The 15,430-nt window shown below is 73.3% G+C and carries 17 protein-coding genes; 4 read left to right on the top strand and 13 right to left on the bottom strand.

The window, feature by feature from the left end:
- Positions 1–103 precede the first annotated feature (103 nt).
- Positions 104–883: a VOC family protein gene (locus tag BX285_RS14325; RefSeq protein WP_097238325.1), complete on the top strand. Its 780-nt coding sequence runs from the start codon at positions 104–106 to the stop codon at positions 881–883.
- Between the two features lie 67 nt (positions 884–950).
- Here BX285_RS14325 and hisF read toward each other — a convergent pair whose 3' ends face one another.
- Genes hisF through hisD form a run of 8 tightly spaced genes read right to left on the bottom strand, consistent with a single transcriptional unit; the run spans position 951 to position 6,751 of the window.
- Positions 951–1,721, bottom strand: coding sequence for an imidazole glycerol phosphate synthase subunit HisF (hisF, locus tag BX285_RS14320; protein ID WP_097238324.1), 771 nt, complete (start codon positions 1,719–1,721; stop codon positions 951–953).
- Positions 1,718–2,173: a RidA family protein gene (locus tag BX285_RS14315; protein WP_097238323.1), complete on the bottom strand. Its 456-nt coding sequence runs from the start codon at positions 2,171–2,173 to the stop codon at positions 1,718–1,720. The genes hisF and BX285_RS14315 overlap by 4 nt, the downstream gene beginning before the upstream one ends.
- The gene (gene priA / locus BX285_RS14310; RefSeq protein ID WP_097240307.1) at positions 2,170–2,895 is read right to left on the bottom strand and encodes a bifunctional 1-(5-phosphoribosyl)-5-((5-phosphoribosylamino)methylideneamino)imidazole-4-carboxamide isomerase/phosphoribosylanthranilate isomerase PriA; all 726 of its coding nucleotides are present in this window, start codon (positions 2,893–2,895) and stop codon (positions 2,170–2,172) included. Before priA ends, BX285_RS14315 begins: the two co-directional genes overlap by 4 nt.
- Positions 2,896–2,912: 17 nt before the next feature.
- Entirely contained in the window at positions 2,913–3,548 is a 636-nt protein-coding gene (gene hisH / locus BX285_RS14305; protein WP_097238322.1) for an imidazole glycerol phosphate synthase subunit HisH, read from the bottom strand.
- Positions 3,549–3,579: 31 nt separating this feature from the next.
- A complete protein-coding gene (locus tag BX285_RS37890) occupies positions 3,580–3,732 on the bottom strand; it encodes a hypothetical protein (protein ID WP_030062235.1) in 153 nt (50 codons plus the stop codon).
- Positions 3,729–4,322: an imidazoleglycerol-phosphate dehydratase HisB gene (hisB, locus tag BX285_RS14295; protein WP_121175327.1), complete on the bottom strand. Its 594-nt coding sequence runs from the start codon at positions 4,320–4,322 to the stop codon at positions 3,729–3,731. The genes BX285_RS37890 and hisB overlap by 4 nt, the downstream gene beginning before the upstream one ends.
- A gap of 6 nt (positions 4,323–4,328) precedes the next feature.
- Positions 4,329–5,447 (bottom strand): histidinol-phosphate transaminase, encoded by a 1,119-nt coding sequence (locus BX285_RS14290; RefSeq protein WP_097238319.1) that lies wholly within the window; start codon positions 5,445–5,447, stop codon positions 4,329–4,331.
- Complete coding sequence (gene hisD, locus BX285_RS14285) at positions 5,444–6,751, bottom strand: histidinol dehydrogenase (protein ID WP_121175326.1); 1,308 nt, start codon at positions 6,749–6,751, stop codon at positions 5,444–5,446. The genes BX285_RS14290 and hisD overlap by 4 nt, the downstream gene beginning before the upstream one ends.
- A gap of 90 nt (positions 6,752–6,841) precedes the next feature.
- Here hisD and BX285_RS14280 point away from each other — a divergent pair, with 90 nt between their 5' ends.
- The 3 genes from BX285_RS14280 (at position 6,842) to ybaK (ending at position 9,814) form a co-directional block, all read left to right on the top strand.
- Positions 6,842–8,422: an oxidoreductase gene (locus BX285_RS14280; protein ID WP_097238317.1), complete on the top strand. Its 1,581-nt coding sequence runs from the start codon at positions 6,842–6,844 to the stop codon at positions 8,420–8,422.
- A gap of 72 nt (positions 8,423–8,494) precedes the next feature.
- Entirely contained in the window at positions 8,495–9,232 is a 738-nt protein-coding gene (locus tag BX285_RS14275; RefSeq protein ID WP_183107174.1) for an LON peptidase substrate-binding domain-containing protein, read from the top strand.
- An 87-nt stretch (positions 9,233–9,319) separates the two neighbouring features.
- Positions 9,320–9,814 carry a Cys-tRNA(Pro) deacylase gene (gene ybaK, locus BX285_RS14270; RefSeq protein ID WP_097238315.1) on the top strand — a complete coding sequence of 165 codons (495 nt, stop codon included), beginning with the start codon at positions 9,320–9,322 and terminating at the stop codon, positions 9,812–9,814.
- A gap of 140 nt (positions 9,815–9,954) precedes the next feature.
- Here the strand turns inward: ybaK and BX285_RS14265 are convergent, their stop codons facing one another.
- The 5 genes from BX285_RS14265 to BX285_RS14245 all read right to left on the bottom strand — a co-directional run bounded on the left by BX285_RS14265 (position 9,955) and on the right by BX285_RS14245 (position 15,407).
- Positions 9,955–10,644 carry a hypothetical protein gene (locus BX285_RS14265; protein ID WP_179852907.1) on the bottom strand — a complete coding sequence of 230 codons (690 nt, stop codon included), beginning with the start codon at positions 10,642–10,644 and terminating at the stop codon, positions 9,955–9,957.
- A 141-nt stretch (positions 10,645–10,785) separates the two neighbouring features.
- Entirely contained in the window at positions 10,786–11,595 is an 810-nt protein-coding gene (locus BX285_RS14260; RefSeq protein ID WP_121175324.1) for an ABC transporter permease, read from the bottom strand.
- Positions 11,592–12,590 carry an ABC transporter ATP-binding protein gene (locus BX285_RS14255; protein ID WP_121175323.1) on the bottom strand — a complete coding sequence of 333 codons (999 nt, stop codon included), beginning with the start codon at positions 12,588–12,590 and terminating at the stop codon, positions 11,592–11,594. Before BX285_RS14255 ends, BX285_RS14260 begins: the two co-directional genes overlap by 4 nt.
- A 106-nt stretch (positions 12,591–12,696) precedes the next feature.
- On the bottom strand, positions 12,697–14,067 hold the full coding sequence (locus BX285_RS14250) for an NYN domain-containing protein (RefSeq protein ID WP_121175322.1): 1,371 nt from the start codon (positions 14,065–14,067) through the stop codon (positions 12,697–12,699).
- A gap of 293 nt (positions 14,068–14,360) precedes the next feature.
- Complete coding sequence (locus BX285_RS14245; RefSeq protein WP_097238311.1) at positions 14,361–15,407, bottom strand: aspartate-semialdehyde dehydrogenase; 1,047 nt, start codon at positions 15,405–15,407, stop codon at positions 14,361–14,363.
- Positions 15,408–15,430 lie beyond the last annotated feature (23 nt).

Below are 15,430 nucleotides of genomic sequence, written 5' to 3'. Positions count from 1 at the left end.
TCGCAGGTGGTCGGGAAGGGGCGTGCGCGCGTCCGACGGAACCGTTCCGGCCGCAACCGTTCCGGCCATGCCCGGTCACTCTGCGTCGAAGGGGTACCACTCCATGCTCACCACCGACTTCCCCACCGGCTCGCCCTGCTGGATCGACCTGGGCAGCCCGAACATCCCCGCCACTGCCGAGTTCTACGGCAAGGTCTTCGGCTGGACCTTCCAGGAGGTTCCCGGAACGGACGGCTACGGCTTCCTCCAGCTGGACGGCAAGACCGTCGGCGCGCTCGGCAACCTGGACGCGGGCGCGCGCTCGGCCTGGACGACGTACTTCCGCACCGAGGACGCGGACGCCACCGTGAAGGCCGTCGAGCAGGCCGGCGGCTCGGTCCGCGTCCCGCCGATGGACGTCATGGAGGAGGGCCGGTTCGCCCAGCTGACCGACCCGCAGGGCGCCGAGTTCGCGATCTGGCAGGCGGGCAACACCAAGGGCCTGGACGTGGTCTCGGAGGACGGCGCGCTGGTCTGGTCCGAGCTGCACACCTCCGGCCCGGAGGTGGCCTTCGCCTACTACGAGAAGCTGTTCGGCTGGCGGATGGAGAACTTCGAACCGTCCCCGGGCATGACCTACCGGGTGATCTCCACCGCCGAGGGGGACCTGCGGGCCGCCAGCTTCGGCGGCATCGCCCCGACGATGTCCCCGGAGCAGCCCTCCGCCTGGACGCCGTACTTCTCGGCCGCCGACGTGGACGCGGTGGTCGCCAGGGCGACGGCGGCCGGCGGTACGGTGCTGATGCCCGCCGCGGACGTGGAGAACGTCGGCCGGATCGCCTGGCTGGCGGACCCGAACGGCGCCCCGTTCGCCCTGATCCACGGCGAGCCGCAGGAATCCTGAGCGCGCACCGAGCAAACGCCGAGGGCCCGCGGTTCGCAGAACCGCGGGCCCTCGGCACAAGCACAGCTCACCGCACCGGGTGCCCGGCCTCCCGCAGCGCGTCCTTGACCTCGCCGATCCGCAGGTCGCCGAAGTGGAAGACGCTGGCGGCCAGCACCGCGTCCGCGCCCGCCTCGACGGCCGGGGCGAAGTCGGCGAGCTTGCCGGCCCCGCCGGAGGCGATGACCGGCACCGAGACGGCCTTGCGCACGGCCCGGATCATCTCCAGGTCGTAGCCGTCCTTGGTGCCGTCCGCGTCCATCGAGTTGAGCAGGATCTCGCCGGCGCCCAACTCGGCTGCGCGGCCCGCCCATTCGACGGCGTCGAGGCCGGTGCCCTGGCGGCCGCCGTGCGTGGTGACCTCGTACCCCGAGGGGGTCTCCACCCCGGCGGGGCAGCGCCGGGCGTCGACCGAGAGCACCAGCACCTGCCGCCCGAACCGCTGGGCGATCTCGCGGACCAGCTCCGGGCGGGCGATGGCGGCGGTGTTGACGCCGACCTTGTCGGCGCCGGCCCGCAGCAGCTTGTCCACGTCCTCGACGGCGCGGATGCCGCCGCCGACGGTGAGCGGGATGAAGACCTGTTCGGCGGTGCGGCGCACCACGTCGTAGGTGGTCTCGCGGTCGCCGGAGGAGGCGGTGATGTCGAGGAAGGTGAGTTCGTCGGCGCCTTCGGCGTCGTAGAGCTTGGCCATCTCGACCGGGTCGCCGGCGTCGCGCAGGTTCTGGAAGTTGACGCCCTTGACCACCCGCCCGGCGTCGACGTCCAGGCAGGGGATGACACGTACTGCGAGGGTCACGGCTGTTCGCCTTCCAAGACTTCCAGGGTCTTTGCCAGCCCGGATCGGTAGGCGTCGAGCTCGATCTCGACCATCATCCGGGAGTCGATCAGTCCCTCGACCACCACCATGGTGGCCACCGGGCGTGCGGCGTCGAAGAGCTCGCGGTGGGCGCGGCCCACTTCCTCGGCGTCGCGGACGTGGGTGATGTACATCCGGGTGCGGACCACGTCGTCCGCGGTCAGACCGTACGCGGCCAGGGCCTTGAGGCCGACGCCGAACGCGGCGAGGGTCTGCCGGTACGGGTCGCCCTCGTGCTCGATGTGGCCGTCCACCCAGGCGGTGGAGCCGGCCACGTGCACGTGGTCACCGGCGGCGACGGCCCGGGAGTAGCCGAACTCCTCCTCCCAGGGGGAGAAGCCACCCACCCGACCCGCCACGACCTGCCCGCGCACGATCCGACCTTCGGTCATCCGGAAACCGCCTCCAGGGCCTCTTCGAGGGTGAACTTCTGCTCGTAGAGTGCCTTGCCCACGATGGCGCCCTCGACACCCACCTCGACCAGACCCGCGATGGCCCGCAGGTCGTCCAGCGAGGAGACGCCGCCGGAGGCGACCACCGGGCGGTCGGTGGCGGCGCAGACGTCGCGCAGCAGCTGCAGGTTGGGGCCGGTCAGGGTGCCGTCGCGGTTGACGTCGGTGACGACGTAGCGGGCGCAGCCCTCCGCGTTCAGCCGGTCCAGCACCTCGAAGAGCTGGCCGCCGTCGCGGGTCCAGCCGCGGCCGCGCAGGGTGGTGCCGACGACGTCGAGGCCGACGGCGATCTTGTCGCCGTGCTCGGCGATGGCCTTGGCGACCCACTCGGGGGCCTCCAGGGCGGCGGTGCCCAGGTTGACGCGGGTGCAGCCGGTGGCGAGCGCGCGGGCGAGCGACTCGTCGTCGCGGATGCCGCCGGACAGCTCGACCTTGATGTCCAGCTGGCCGGTGACCTCGCGCAGCAGCTCGTAGTTCGAGCCGGTGCCGAAGGCGGCGTCGAGGTCGACCAGGTGCAGCCACTCGGCGCCCGCGTTCTGCCAGGCGAGGGCGGCGGCCAGCGGCTCGCCGAAGGAGGTCTCGGTGCCAGAGGCGCCCTTGACCAGGCGGACGGCCTGGCCGTCGCGGACGTCGACGGCGGGCAGCAGCTCAAGGCTCATCAGTAACAACTCTCAGACGCTCAGAGGGTGTTGACCCAGTTGGTCAGCAGGGCGGCGCCGGCGTCGCCGGACTTCTCGGGGTGGAACTGGGTGGCCCACAGCGGGCCGTTCTCGACGGCGGCGACGAACGGCTGCCCGTGCGTGGCCCAGGTGACCAGCGGCGGGTTGATCCGCGCGCTGTGGGTCTCCAGCTCCCAGTGCCGCACGCCGTAGGAGTGCACGAAGTAGAAGCGGGTGTCCGGGTCGAGGCCGGCGAACATCCGGCTGCCCTCGGGGACGTCCACGGTGTTCCAGCCCATGTGCGGGACGACCGGGGCCTCCAGCGGCTCGACGGTGCCGGGCCACTCGTCGCAGCCGGGCGTCTCCACGCCGTGCTCGACGCCCTTCTCGAAGAGGATCTGCATGCCGACGCAGATGCCCATGACCGGGCGGCCCCCGGCGAGGCGGCGGCCGACGATCCAGTCCCCGCGGACGGACTTCAGCCCGCGCATGCACGCCTCGAAGGCGCCCACGCCGGGGACGAGCAGGCCGTCCGCGGCCATCGCGGTGTCGTAGTCGGAGCTGACCGTGACGTTCGCCCCGGTCCGCTCCAGGGCGCGCTGCGCCGAGCGGAGGTTGCCGGAGCCGTAGTCGAGGACGACGACGTTCTTGCCCATGTTCAGGTGTCCAGTCTCTCTACTACGGGCTTCACAGGCGCATGAGGCCCGAGGCCAGGCACATCACGGAGCCGAAGGCCAGCACCAGGATGACGCTCTTCGAGTGCTTCTGCTTCCAGAAGGAGATCACCCCGCCGGCCAGGAAGAGGCCGACGAAGATGAGGATCATCGCGGTGTTGTTCACAGCGCACCCTTGGTCGAGGGGAGGATGCCGGCCGCGCGCGGGTCGCGCTCGGAGGCGTAGCGCAGCGCCCGGGCGAGCGCCTTGAACTGGCACTCCACGATGTGGTGGGCGTTGCGCCCGTACGGCACGTGGACGTGCAGGGCGATCTGCGCCTGAGCCACGAAGGACTCCAGGATGTGCCGGGTCATCGTGGTGTCGTAGCTGCCGATCATCGGCGCCATGTTCTCGGGCTCGGTGTGCACCAGGTAGGGCCGGCCGGAGAGGTCCACGGTGACCTGGGCGAGCGACTCGTCCAGCGGCACCGTGCAGTTGCCGAAGCGGTAGATGCCGACCTTGTCGCCGAGGGCCTGCTTGAAGGCGGCGCCGAGCGCGAGGGCGGTGTCCTCGATGGTGTGGTGGGTGTCGATGTGCAGGTCGCCGTCGGTCTTGACGGTGAGGTCGAACAGACCGTGCCGGCCGAGCTGGTCGAGCATGTGGTCGTAGAAGCCGACGCCCGTGGAGATGTCGGTCTTGCCGGTGCCGTCGAGGTCTATCTCGACCAGGACGGAGGTCTCCTTGGTGGTGCGCTCGACGCGTCCGATGCGGGACATGGGGGGTTAGAGCTCCTTGATCACTGTACGGACGGCGTCCAGGAAGGCGTCGTTCTCGGCGGGGGTGCCGGCGGTGACGCGCAGCCACCCGGGCACGCCGTTGTCCCGGACCAGGACGCCCTGGTCGAGGATGGCCTGCCAGACGGCGTGGGTGTCGGCGAAGCGGCCGAACTGGACGAAGTTGGCGTCCGAGTCGGTGACCTCCAGGCCGAGTCCGCGCAGCGCCTCGACCAGCCGGTCGCGCTCCTCCTTGAGCCGGCCGACGTACCCGAGGAGGGTGTCGGTGTGCTCCAGGCAGGCCAGCGCGGTGGCCTGGGTGACGGCGGACAGGTGGTACGGCAGGCGCACCAGCTGGACGGCGTCCACCACGGCCCGGTCGGCGGCCAGGTAGCCCAGGCGCAGCCCGGCGGCGCCGAAGGCCTTGGACATGGTGCGGCTGACCACCAGGTTGGGGCGGCCCTCGATCAGCGGCAGCAGCGAGGCGCGGTGCGAGAACTCGACGTACGCCTCGTCCACCACGACCAGGCTGGGCCGGGCGGCCTGGGCGGCCTCGTACAGCCGCAGCACGGTGTCGGCCGCGACCGCCGTCCCGGTCGGGTTGTTCGGCGAGCAGATGAACACCACGTTGGGCTTGTGCTCGGCGATGGCGGCGAGCGCGGCGTCGACGTCGATGGTGAAGTCGTCGTTGCGCGGGCCGGAGATCCAGGCGGTGCCGGTGCCGCGGGAGATCAGCGCGTGCATCGAGTACGAGGGCTCGAAGCCGAGCGCGCTGCGGCCGGGGCCGCCGAAGGTCTGGAGGAGCTGCTGGAGCACCTCGTTGGAGCCGTTGGCGGCCCACACCTGCTCGCGGACGACCGGGAAGCCGGTGGTGCGGGTGAGGTACGCCGCGAGCCCGGTGCGCAGCTCGACCGCGTCCCGGTCGGGGTAGCGGTTGAGGTTCCGGGCGGCCTCGGCGACGCGCTCGGCGATCCGGGCCACCAGCTCCTCGGGCAGCGGGTACGGGTTCTCGTTGGTGTTCAGCTGGACGGGGACGTCCAACTGCGGCGCGCCGTACGGGGACTGGCCGCGCAGCTCGTCCCGGATCGGAAGGTCGTCGATACGGGTCGTACGAGTCGGCTGAGTCACGATCCCGGCACCGTCCAGTCGAAGCGGGCCTTGATGGCGTCCCCGTGGCCGGGCAGGTCCTCCGCGTCGGCCAGGTTGACGACGTGCGCGGCGACGTCCGCCAGCGCGTCCCGGTCGTACTCGACCACCTGGACGCCGCGCAGGAAGGTCTGCACCGACAGTCCGGAGGAGTGGCAGGCGCAGCCGCCGGTGGGCAGCACGTGGTTGGAGCCGGCCGCGTAGTCGCCCAGCGAGACCGGGGTCCAGCGGCCGATGAAGATCGCGCCCGCGTTGACGACCCGGGCGGCGACCGCGTGCGGGTCGCGGGTCTGGATCTCCAGGTGCTCGGCCGCGTAGGCGTTGACCACGGCGAGGCCCTGGGTCAGGTCGTCGACCAGGATGATGCCGGACTGCTTGCCGCCCAGCGCCTCGGCGACCCGCTCGCTGTGCTTGGTCCTGGCGACCTGCACGGCCAGCTCGGCCTCGACGGCGTCGGCCAGCGCCGGGGAGTCGGTGACCAGCACCGAGCCGGAGGTCGGGCCGTGCTCGGCCTGGCTGATCAGGTCGGCGGCGACGTCACTCGGCAGCGCGCTGTCGTCGGCGAGGACGGCGATCTCGGTCGGGCCGGCCTCGGAGTCGATGCCGATCCGCCCGGCGAAGTAGCGCTTGGCGGCGGCCACGTAGATGTTGCCCGGGCCGGTGACCATGGTGACCGGCGCGCACTCCTCGGTGCCGAGGGCGAACATGGCGACCGCCTGGGCGCCGCCGACGGAGTAGACCTCGTCCACGCCGAGCAGCGCGCAGGCCGCCAGGATCGTCGGGTGCACCCGGCCGCCGAACTCCTTCTGCGGCGGCGAGGTGACCGCGATGCCGCGCACGCCCGCCTCCTGGGCCGGCACCACGTTCATCACGACGGAGGACGGGTAGACGGCCAGCCCGCCCGGCACGTACAGGCCGACCCGCTCGACCGGCACCCAGCGCTGGGTGACCGTGCCGCCCGGCACCACCTGGGTGGTGTGCCCGGTGCGGCGCTGGTCCGCGTGCACGGCGCGGGCCCGGCGGATCGACTCCTCCAGTGCGGCGCGCACCTTCGGGTCCAGCGTCTCCAGGGCCTCGATCAGCTGCTCGGCCGGGACGCGGGTGGACTCCAGGCGGACGCCGTCGAAGCGCTCGGTGATCTCGATCAGCGCCTCGACGCCGCGATGGCGTACGTCCTCCGCGATCGGCCGCACCTTCTCCAGGGCGGCCGCCACGTCGAACTCGGCACGGGGCAGCAGGTCACGCGGGTCGTCCAGCGAGCCGCGGAGGTCGATTCGAGAGATCACGCCACCCAGTGTAAGGAGTGGCCGGAATCGCTGGTCCCGCATTTCAGTCCGTGATACGAAAGGCGAGACGACCGGGGGACGGGGGAAACCATGGCGGAGCGTGCTCCGGAGGGCTGGACGGATACCGAGCGTGAGCTCTGGGAGGCCTACCGCCAGGGGGAGATCCTGGACCGCCGCAGCGGCGAGCAGGACACCGACGACGCCTTCGGCAGCGCCGTCTGGGGTCCCGACCGCACCGTCCGCGCCGAGGTGCTGGCCCAGCTGCTGCTGGCCGGCCCCCGGCCCGCCCCCGGGCGGGTCGCCTCGCTGCGGATGAGCGGGGTGCTGGTCACCGGCGCGCTCAACCTGGCCGGCGGCGCCATCGGCGACTACGTCGAACTCCACGACTGCCGCTTCGAGCACAAGATCCTGATCTCCGAGGCGGCGGCCTCCACGCTGCGCTTCGTGAACTGCCTGATCCCCCGCCTGGAGGCCTCCCGGCTCACCACCACCGGCGACCTCCACCTGGCCCGCTGCCGCGTCCCGGACGGCATGCGGCTCACCGACGCCCGGATCGGCACCGACCTGCTGCTCAACCAGACCGCCGTCGGCGGCGACCGCCACGGCCGCGCCGTCTCCGCCGACGGGATCACCGTCAACCAGGACTTCGAGGCCGAACGCCTGGAGACCCGGGGCGAGTTGAGCATACGCACCGCCCGGATAGGCGGCCGGCTCTCGCTGCGCGGCGCCCAGCTGCACGCCGACCGGGCGCACAACCGCACCTGCCTCAACGCCGTCCGGGTCACCGTCGGCCACACCCTCTACCTGACCGGCTCCGCCGACCAGGGCTGGGCCGGCTCCCGCGGCTACTACGGCTCCGGCTACGGCGAGTACGCCGCGCCGGACGGCCCCGTCACCCCCTTCCGGGCCTTCGGCCGGGTGCGGCTGTCCGACAGCCGCTTCGACGGCGCCTGCCTGATCTCCGGCGAGTTCCACCTGGAGGATGACGACGAGGTCTCGCTGCGCCGCATCCACACCCCCGAACTGCGCTTCACCTGCAAGTACCGCCCCACCGGCACCGTCGCGCTGACCCGCGCCCGGGTCGGCAACCTGGTCGACACCCCGGACGCCTGGCCGCAGGGCAAGCACCTGGGCCTCACCGGCTTCGTGTACGAGAACCTGCGCCCGGTCGAGGCCTTCGGCGTCCGGGAGCGGATCGCCTGGCTGGAGGGCTCCTCGGTCGACTTCCAGCCCGAGTCCTACGAGCAGCTGGCCGCCGCCCTGCGCCGCGACGGCGCCGACGACGACGCCCGCGAGGTGCTGTACGCCAAGCAGCGCCGGCGCCGCCGGACCCTGCCGCTGCCCGCCCGGATCTGGGGCGCCGTCCAGGACGCCAGCGTCGGCTACGGCTACCGCCCGGGCCGGGCAGGCCTGTGGCTGCTGCTCGCCTGGATGCTCGGCAGCCTCTGGTTCGCCACCCACCCGCTGGACCCGCTCAAGGCCGACGAGCGCCCGCACTGGAGCCCGGTGCTGTACACCCTCAACCAGCTGCTGCCGATCGTGGACCTCAACCAGGGCGGCTGGAACCCGGGCGGCCTCTCCCAGTGGATCTCCGCCTCCCTGGTGGTCATCGGCTGGCTGCTCGCCTCCACCGTCGTCGCCGGCGCCACCCGCATGCTCCAGCGCGGGTGAGCCGGTCGGGATCCGGGTCGTGACCGTTCGGCCCGTTATCCGCGCGACAAGGCCCCCGTCCGGGGAACTACGCTGTCCGCCGTGACAGAACGGCTGCCGCTCTTCCCGCTGAACACCGTGCTCTACCCGGGCCTGGTGATGCCCCTGAACGTCTTCGAGGAGCGCTACCGCCGTCTCGTCGCCGATCTGCTCGAACAGTCCGAGGACGCCCCGCGGCGCTTCGGCGTGCTCGCGATCAAGGACGGCCGCGAGGTCGCCCCGGTCCGGCCCGAGGAGGGCCCGGCCGGTCCGCTGGACGGCCTCGGCACCGCCACCGGCGACCCACTCGAAGCGCTCTTCCCCATCGGCTGCATCGCCGACGTCGCCTCGGTCCAGCACCAGCCGGACGGCCGCTACGAGCTCCTGGTCACCGGCACCACCCGGTTCCGGCTCCTCTCGGTGGACACCTCCGGCCCGTACCTGACCGGCGAGATCGAGCCGATCGAGGAGCAGCCCGGCGAGGGCTCCGGCGCCCTGGCCGCCGAGGTCGAGCGGGCGTTCCGGGTCTACCAGAAGCGCCTCGCCGGCGCCCGCGAGGCGAGCACGGTCGGCCGCCAGGAGCTGCCCGACGACCCGCAGGTGCTCTCCTACCTGGTCGCCGCCGCCTCGGTGTTCGAGACCCCGCTCAAGCAGCAGCTGCTCGCCGCCCCGGACACCGCCCAGCGCCTGCGCACCGAACTCGACCTGCTGCGCCGCGAGACCGCCGTGCTCACCTGGCTCCCCTCGCTGCCCGCCGTCGACCTCACCCGCCAGTCCTTCAGCCCCAACTGAACAGCCCCGACCGAACAGCCCCGATCGAACAGCCCCGGCACAGCCCCGAAACAGCCCGGACCGCCCCAGGAGCCCGAGGACCCCCGCATGGCCAAGAAGACCAAGAAGGGCGGCCAGGGCACGCCCGCCACCGTCGCCCTGGAGACCGCCGCCGTCGCCTTCACCGTGCACGCCTACGACCACGACCCGGCGGCCGCCTCCTACGGCGGCGAGGCGGCCGAGGCCCTGGGCGTGGCCGCGGAGCGGGTCTTCAAGACCCTGGTCGCCGACGTGGACGGCACCCTCACCGTCGGCGTCGTCCCGGTCGCCGGACAGCTCGACCTCAAGGCCCTGGCAGCCGCCGTCGGCGGCAAGCGCGCCACCATGGCCGACCCGGCCGCCGCCGAACGCAGCAGCGGCTACGTCCGCGGCGGCATCTCGCCCCTGGGCCAGCGCCGCCCCCTGCGTACCGTCATCGATGCGAGCGCCCTGACCCACCCCACCGTCTACGTCTCGGCCGGCCGCCGCGGCCTGGAGGTCGAACTCTCCCCCACCGACCTCATCACCCTCACCCGGGGCCACACCGCCCCCATCGCCCGCTGACCCCACGTTCCTCGGGTCAGCGGAGTCCCCGGGGTCAGCGGAGTCCCCGGGGTCAGCGGAGTCCCCCCGGGGTCAGCGGGGTCCTCAGGCGCGCGCGGAACTGCGCGAAGCCGAAGGCCCCCGCCCGCCCCCGCCCCTGCTCAGTGCCCGCTACCGCCTTCCGGCCCCGGCCCCGGCTCGACCTGCGGCCCCACCGGAGCCTGCCCCGCCGGCACGCCCCAGTACGGCGGCGGGTCCTCCTCCCGCTTCCCGAACGCCGCCGACACGGCCAGCAGCACCACCATCGCCGCCATCGGCCACACCAGCAGCGCGCCCAGCGCTCCCAGGTCGATGCTCGCGTCGAAGTGCCCGCCGTTGCCGACCCGCCGGGCCTCGCCGATCAGGTCGTTGCTCGGCCCGAGCCAGCGCCCGATCCGCCAGGCGCCCATCGACCCGAGCAGCCCGCCGACGGCCAGCCCCAGGGCGACGGCGATCCCGCCGCCGCGGCGCCGGGTCACCAGGAAGGCGCCGAGCGCGGTCAGGATCCCGGCGCCCAGGCCGATGAGCACGAACACCGCGTCGGCCCCGGCCCGCTGCTCGCCCTCGGGGTCGACGTAGAGGATCCGGTCCCCGTCCACCACCAGCGGCACCTTCGGCGCCAGCCAGGCCCACAGCCCGGCCATCACCAGTCCGACCAGCAGGCAGGCGAGGACCACGCCCGCCCCGAGCCGTACCTCCGGCAGCAGTCGCTGCGCCAGTGAGGTCCCCTGCCCCTCCGACCCGTCCGACGCGACGGGCGCGACGGGTGCGTCGGGCCCCAGCCCCTGCGGAGCCGCATACGGGTCGGACACGGGCGTGGCGTCCGGTCCCGCCTGCACATCGGTGTGGGCGGGATCCGGAGGTGTGTTCGGTACGGTCACAGGCCCCATCGTTTCACGACCGCCCTCGGAACGACCCCACCACCCGGACGGCCCTCACCACCCACCGGGCCCCTACCGCGCGACCGCCCGCCGGTACGCCCAGGTGGCCACCGTCAGCGAGACCACGCCCACTCCTGCGCAGACCCCCAGGTCGGCGAGCACCATCGCCCAGTCCGGGTCCGGCGCGAAGGTCCGCGCGAAGGCCTCCACCCCGTACGTGGAGGGCAGCAGGTCCCGCAGCCACTGCACCGGCTGCGGCAGGTGGTCCACCGGCAGCACGCCGAGCAGCAGCGCGGCCGACATCCCGAGCTGCCCGAGCATCGTGGCGATCTCCTGCCGCGGCGCCAACAGCCCGCAGGCCGCCCCCAGCCCCGACAGCGCGGCCCCGGCCAGCGGCACGACCGCCAGCAGCACCCACAGCTGCCCGAGCGGCAGCCCGAACATCACCGCCCCGAGGGCAGCCGTGAGGACGGTCCCGGGCAGGGTGAAGGAGGCGTACGCGGCGGCCGCGCCCAGCACCACCGAGGCGGGCGGCACGGGCAGCGTGGCGTAGTGGTCGAGGCCGCCGGTGGCCCGCAGCTTCCCGAAGTACTGGGCGAGCAGGTTCAGCGCGACGAACGCGACCACCAGCACGCTCGACCCGGCGACCACCGACCGCGCCGCCGTGGACTGCCCGGCGTCCACGACGCCCCGCATCATCACCAGGATGCCGACGGACTGGAAGGTGGCGACGAACAGCAGCGGGATCCGCGCGACCCGCGCCCGGGCGAGCTGCGCCCGGTACACGGCGGCGAGGGCCGGCAGCAGCCGGGCGGCGGGGGCGAGCGGGGCGGGCCCGGCCGTGGTCGGTTCGGTCCGGGGCGGCGCCGAGAGCAGGGTCACTTGGCGAGTCCTCCGTGGCGGCCGCCCAGCTTGAGGTAGGCGTCCTCAAGGCTCGGGGTGGCGAGGGTGAAGTCGTCGAGCGCGGCGAAGGCCGGGCCGGTGGTGACGGCGGCGACGAGTTCGCGGGCCTGCTCGGGGGTGGTGCGGACGGTCCAGCGGCGCCCGGTGCACTCGGCCCGGTCGCGCAGGGCGGCGACGGCGGGCACGCCGACCGGCGCCTCGTCCCGCCAGACCAGGTCGAGCCGGACGTCCCCGTCCACCAGGGCCTTGAGCCCGCCGGGCGTGTCGCAGGCGATCACCCGGCCCTCGTCGATCACGGCGACCCGGTCGAGCACCGTCTCCGCCTCGATCACGTTGTGGGTGACCAGCAGCACGGTCGTCCCGCGCTCGGTGCGCCGCCGGTCGACGGCGCGCCACACCGCCCGCCGGGCGACGGGGTCCATACCGGTGGTCGGCTCGTCCAGGACGAGCAGCTGACGATCCCCGACCAGGGTGGCCGCGAAGCAGGCGAGCCGTCGCTGCCCGCCGGACAGCTTGGCGAGCGGCCGCTGTGCGATCGCGGTCAGCCCGAGTTCGTCCAGGACGTCGGCGGCCGCGCTGCGGGCCTGTGCCCGGCCGAGGCCGCGCAGCCGCCCGGTGGTCTCGGCGGCCAGCGCCACGGTGAGCTCGTCGAGGGCGGTGGACTCCTGCCCGAGGTAGCCGAGCAGTCGGGCGGCCCGGTCGGGGTGGCGCACGATGTCGTGGCCGAGCAGTTCGACGGAGCCCGCGTCGGGGCGCAGCAGTCCGGTGATCTGGCGGACCAGGGTCGACTTCCCGGCGCCGTTGGGCCCGAGCAGCCCGAAGATCTCGCCCTGTCGGACGGTGAGGCTGATCCCGTCGTTGGCCCGGATCTCGGTGGCGGCGGCGCCGCGCCCGCTGCGGTAGGTCCGGACGAGGTCGCGCACGGCTACGCACGGCGGGGTTTCCTCGGGTGCTGGCCCGGCCGTCTCACTCACGACCGAAGACTCTACGCGCTCATACGGGCGAACCGGACAAGGGGGCCTGACCAGCGGGAGCGGCGGCCGGCCGCACCCCACGTCCGGACGCGGCGCGGTCGTCGCCTCAGTCGTCCACGACCATCGATCCGCCCGGCACCTGCGCCGCCAGCTCCTTCCAGAACCCGGCCCGGATGGCGTAGCGGTCGTGCTCGTCGATCTGGTCGTCCTTGTGCGCGAGCAGCCCGAAGCGGGCGGCGTAGCGCAGCAGCTCGCCGTCGACGCGGTGCGGGATGCGCGGGTAGTCGGGCCACAGGACGGTGAGGCGTTCGGGATCGCCGATCCGCTCGCTCCAGCGGCGGGCGAAGACCTGCCCGACCTCGTGGGCGTCGCCGCCGATGGAGGTGATGTCCTCCTCGCGGTCGGCCCAGCGCTGTTCGGCGGTGGTGAGCTGGGCGAGCGTGGGCAGGTTGTCGCCGGCGGTGACGGCGGGTTCGGGGGTGGGCCGGTCGACCCAGCCGCGGTCGGAGGACCAGCGCAGCACCGGCCCGGCCTGGGCGACGGCGCCGTTGGCGGAGTGGCCGTTGACGCCGCTTCCGTTGACGGCGTGCCCGTTGAGGCCGCTTCCGTTGGCGGCGTGCCCGTTGAGGCCGTGCCCGGTGGCCACCGGGGTGATCGGGGTGACCGAGGAGGGCCGCTCGGCCAGGTCCTTCGGCGTGGGGACGACCTTGAGCGCGGCCGCGGGCTGCGGCCGTCCGTCGGCGGGGGCGGTGTCGGCCGGGGCGGCGGCCGCCGGGCGGACGGTGGGCGGCACCCCGGCGGGCACCCCGTTCGGCACCCCGTTCGGGAGCGCCGCCGGCACCACGCTCGGCGCGGCCGGCGGGGCGGCGAGGATCTTGGCGATCTCCTGCCGGGCCCCGGCCCCGGGGGCGGGGAAGAGGTTGGCGGTGTCCCGCAGCGAGAAGGACCCCTCGATCCACTCGCGGTCCAGGACCCGCCGTTCGTCGGCCTCGCCGACCAGGTCCTCGGACTGGTTGAAGTCGCCGTCGGCGGCCTGCAGCGCCCACAGGTGGACGGCGACGCCGTGTTCCTTGGCGGTCATCATGCCGGGCAGCAGGTCGCCGTCCCCGGTGATCAGTACGACGTCGGCGCAGGCGCGGTTGCGGGCGAGTTCGGAGAGTTCGGCGTGCATCGCGGCGTCGACGCCCTTCTGCACCCAGCGCCCCTCGGCCCGGGTGAGCGCGCCGAGCCGTACGGTGACGCGGGGCAGGACGCGCAGCCGTCGGTGCTCGGGCATCGGGCGCCGGTCGGGCGCGGCGTCGAACCAGTAGATGCGCAGCAGTGGCAGCCCGGTCTCGGCCTCGGCGCGTTCGCGCAGCGCGGCGATCAGGGCCGTGTGGTCGACCGTGACCTTGGAGCGGGACGGGTCTCCGGCGAGCAGGCTGGCGGCGGCGCCCAGCAGGTATCCGGCGTCCACCAGGACGACACATCGGTCCATCGCGCACCTCTTCTCGCTTGCCCTCGGGATCAGTGGGTGGATCGATTCGGAGAGGGCGACACGCCCGCCGTCCGGGCGTGCCGAGGTGAGGGGCCCCCGTCGTCGCCCGATCGTTGGGTCACCTTTTACCCGGGGTTCGCCTGCCGAACCTTGCCGGATGTCCCGGTACCGCAACAGCCGCCCCAACGAACCGCAAAGGAACGCGAAGGCGGGCCCCGTTCAACGACGGAGCCCGCCCCTGGTCACGCAGCGGTACGACGGCCCTCGGGCCCTCGGACCGGGGCTCGGGTGCCTCAGCCCTTGAGCTCGGCGGCCACCAGCTCGGCCAGCTGGACGGCGTTGAGCGCGGCGCCCTTGCGCAGGTTGTCGTTCGAGACGAACAGCGACAGGCCGTTCTCCACGGTCTCGTCCACCCGGATGCGCCCGACGTAGCTCGGGTCCTGGCCGGCGGCCTGCAGCGGGGTGGGGATGTCGGACAGCTCGACGCCGGGGGCGCCGGACAGCAGCTCGACGGCACGCTCCGGGCTGATCGGGCGCTCGAAGCGGGCGTTGATCTGCAGCGAGTGGCCGGAGAAGACCGGGACGCGCACGCAGGTGCCGGCGACCTTCAGGGCGGGAATGCCGAGGATCTTGCGGCTCTCGTGGCGGAGCTTCTGCTCCTCGTCGGTCTCGTTGGAGCCGTCCTCCACGATGGAGCCGGCCAGCGGCACCACGTTGAAGGCGATCGGGCGCTTGTACACCTTGGGCTCGGGGAACTCGACCGCGGAGCCGTCGTGGGCGAGGCCGGCAGCGCCGTCGATGACCTTGGCGGCCTGGTCCTGCAGCTCGGCGACGCCGGCGACGCCGCTGCCGGAGACGGCCTGGTAGGTGGAGACGACCAGCGCGGCCAGGCCGGCCTCCTCGTGCAGCGGGCGCAGCACGGGCATGGCGGCCATGGTGGTGCAGTTCGGGTTGGCGATGATGCCCTTGGGGCGGTCCGCGATGGCCTCCGGGTTGACCTCGGAGACGACCAGCGGGACCTCGGGGTCGCGGCGCCAGGCGGAGGAGTTGTCGATGACGACGGCACCGGCGGCGGCGACCTTGGGGGCCAGGGCCTTGGAGGTGGAGCCGCCGGCCGAGAAGATCACGATGTCCAGGCCGGTGTAGTCGGCCGTGGCCGCGTCCTCGACGGTGATCTCGGTGCCCTGCCAGGGCAGGGTGCGCCCGGCCGAACGTGCCGAGGCGAACAGTCGCAGCTGCTCCACCGGGCCGAGTCCACCAGGAAGTCCTGCGCGCTCCGCCAGGATCTCGCGAACCACGGCGCCGACCTGGCCGGTGGCACCGACAATGCCGATCTTCATTTCCGACTACTCCTCTGAATGGT

The sequence above is a fragment of the Streptomyces sp. 1114.5 genome (genome assembly GCF_003635085.1).
GTDB lineage: Bacteria > Actinomycetota > Actinomycetes > Streptomycetales > Streptomycetaceae > Kitasatospora.
The sequence above is the reverse complement of the archived record's forward strand: the minus strand, read 5'-3'. Positions and strand labels throughout refer to the sequence as shown.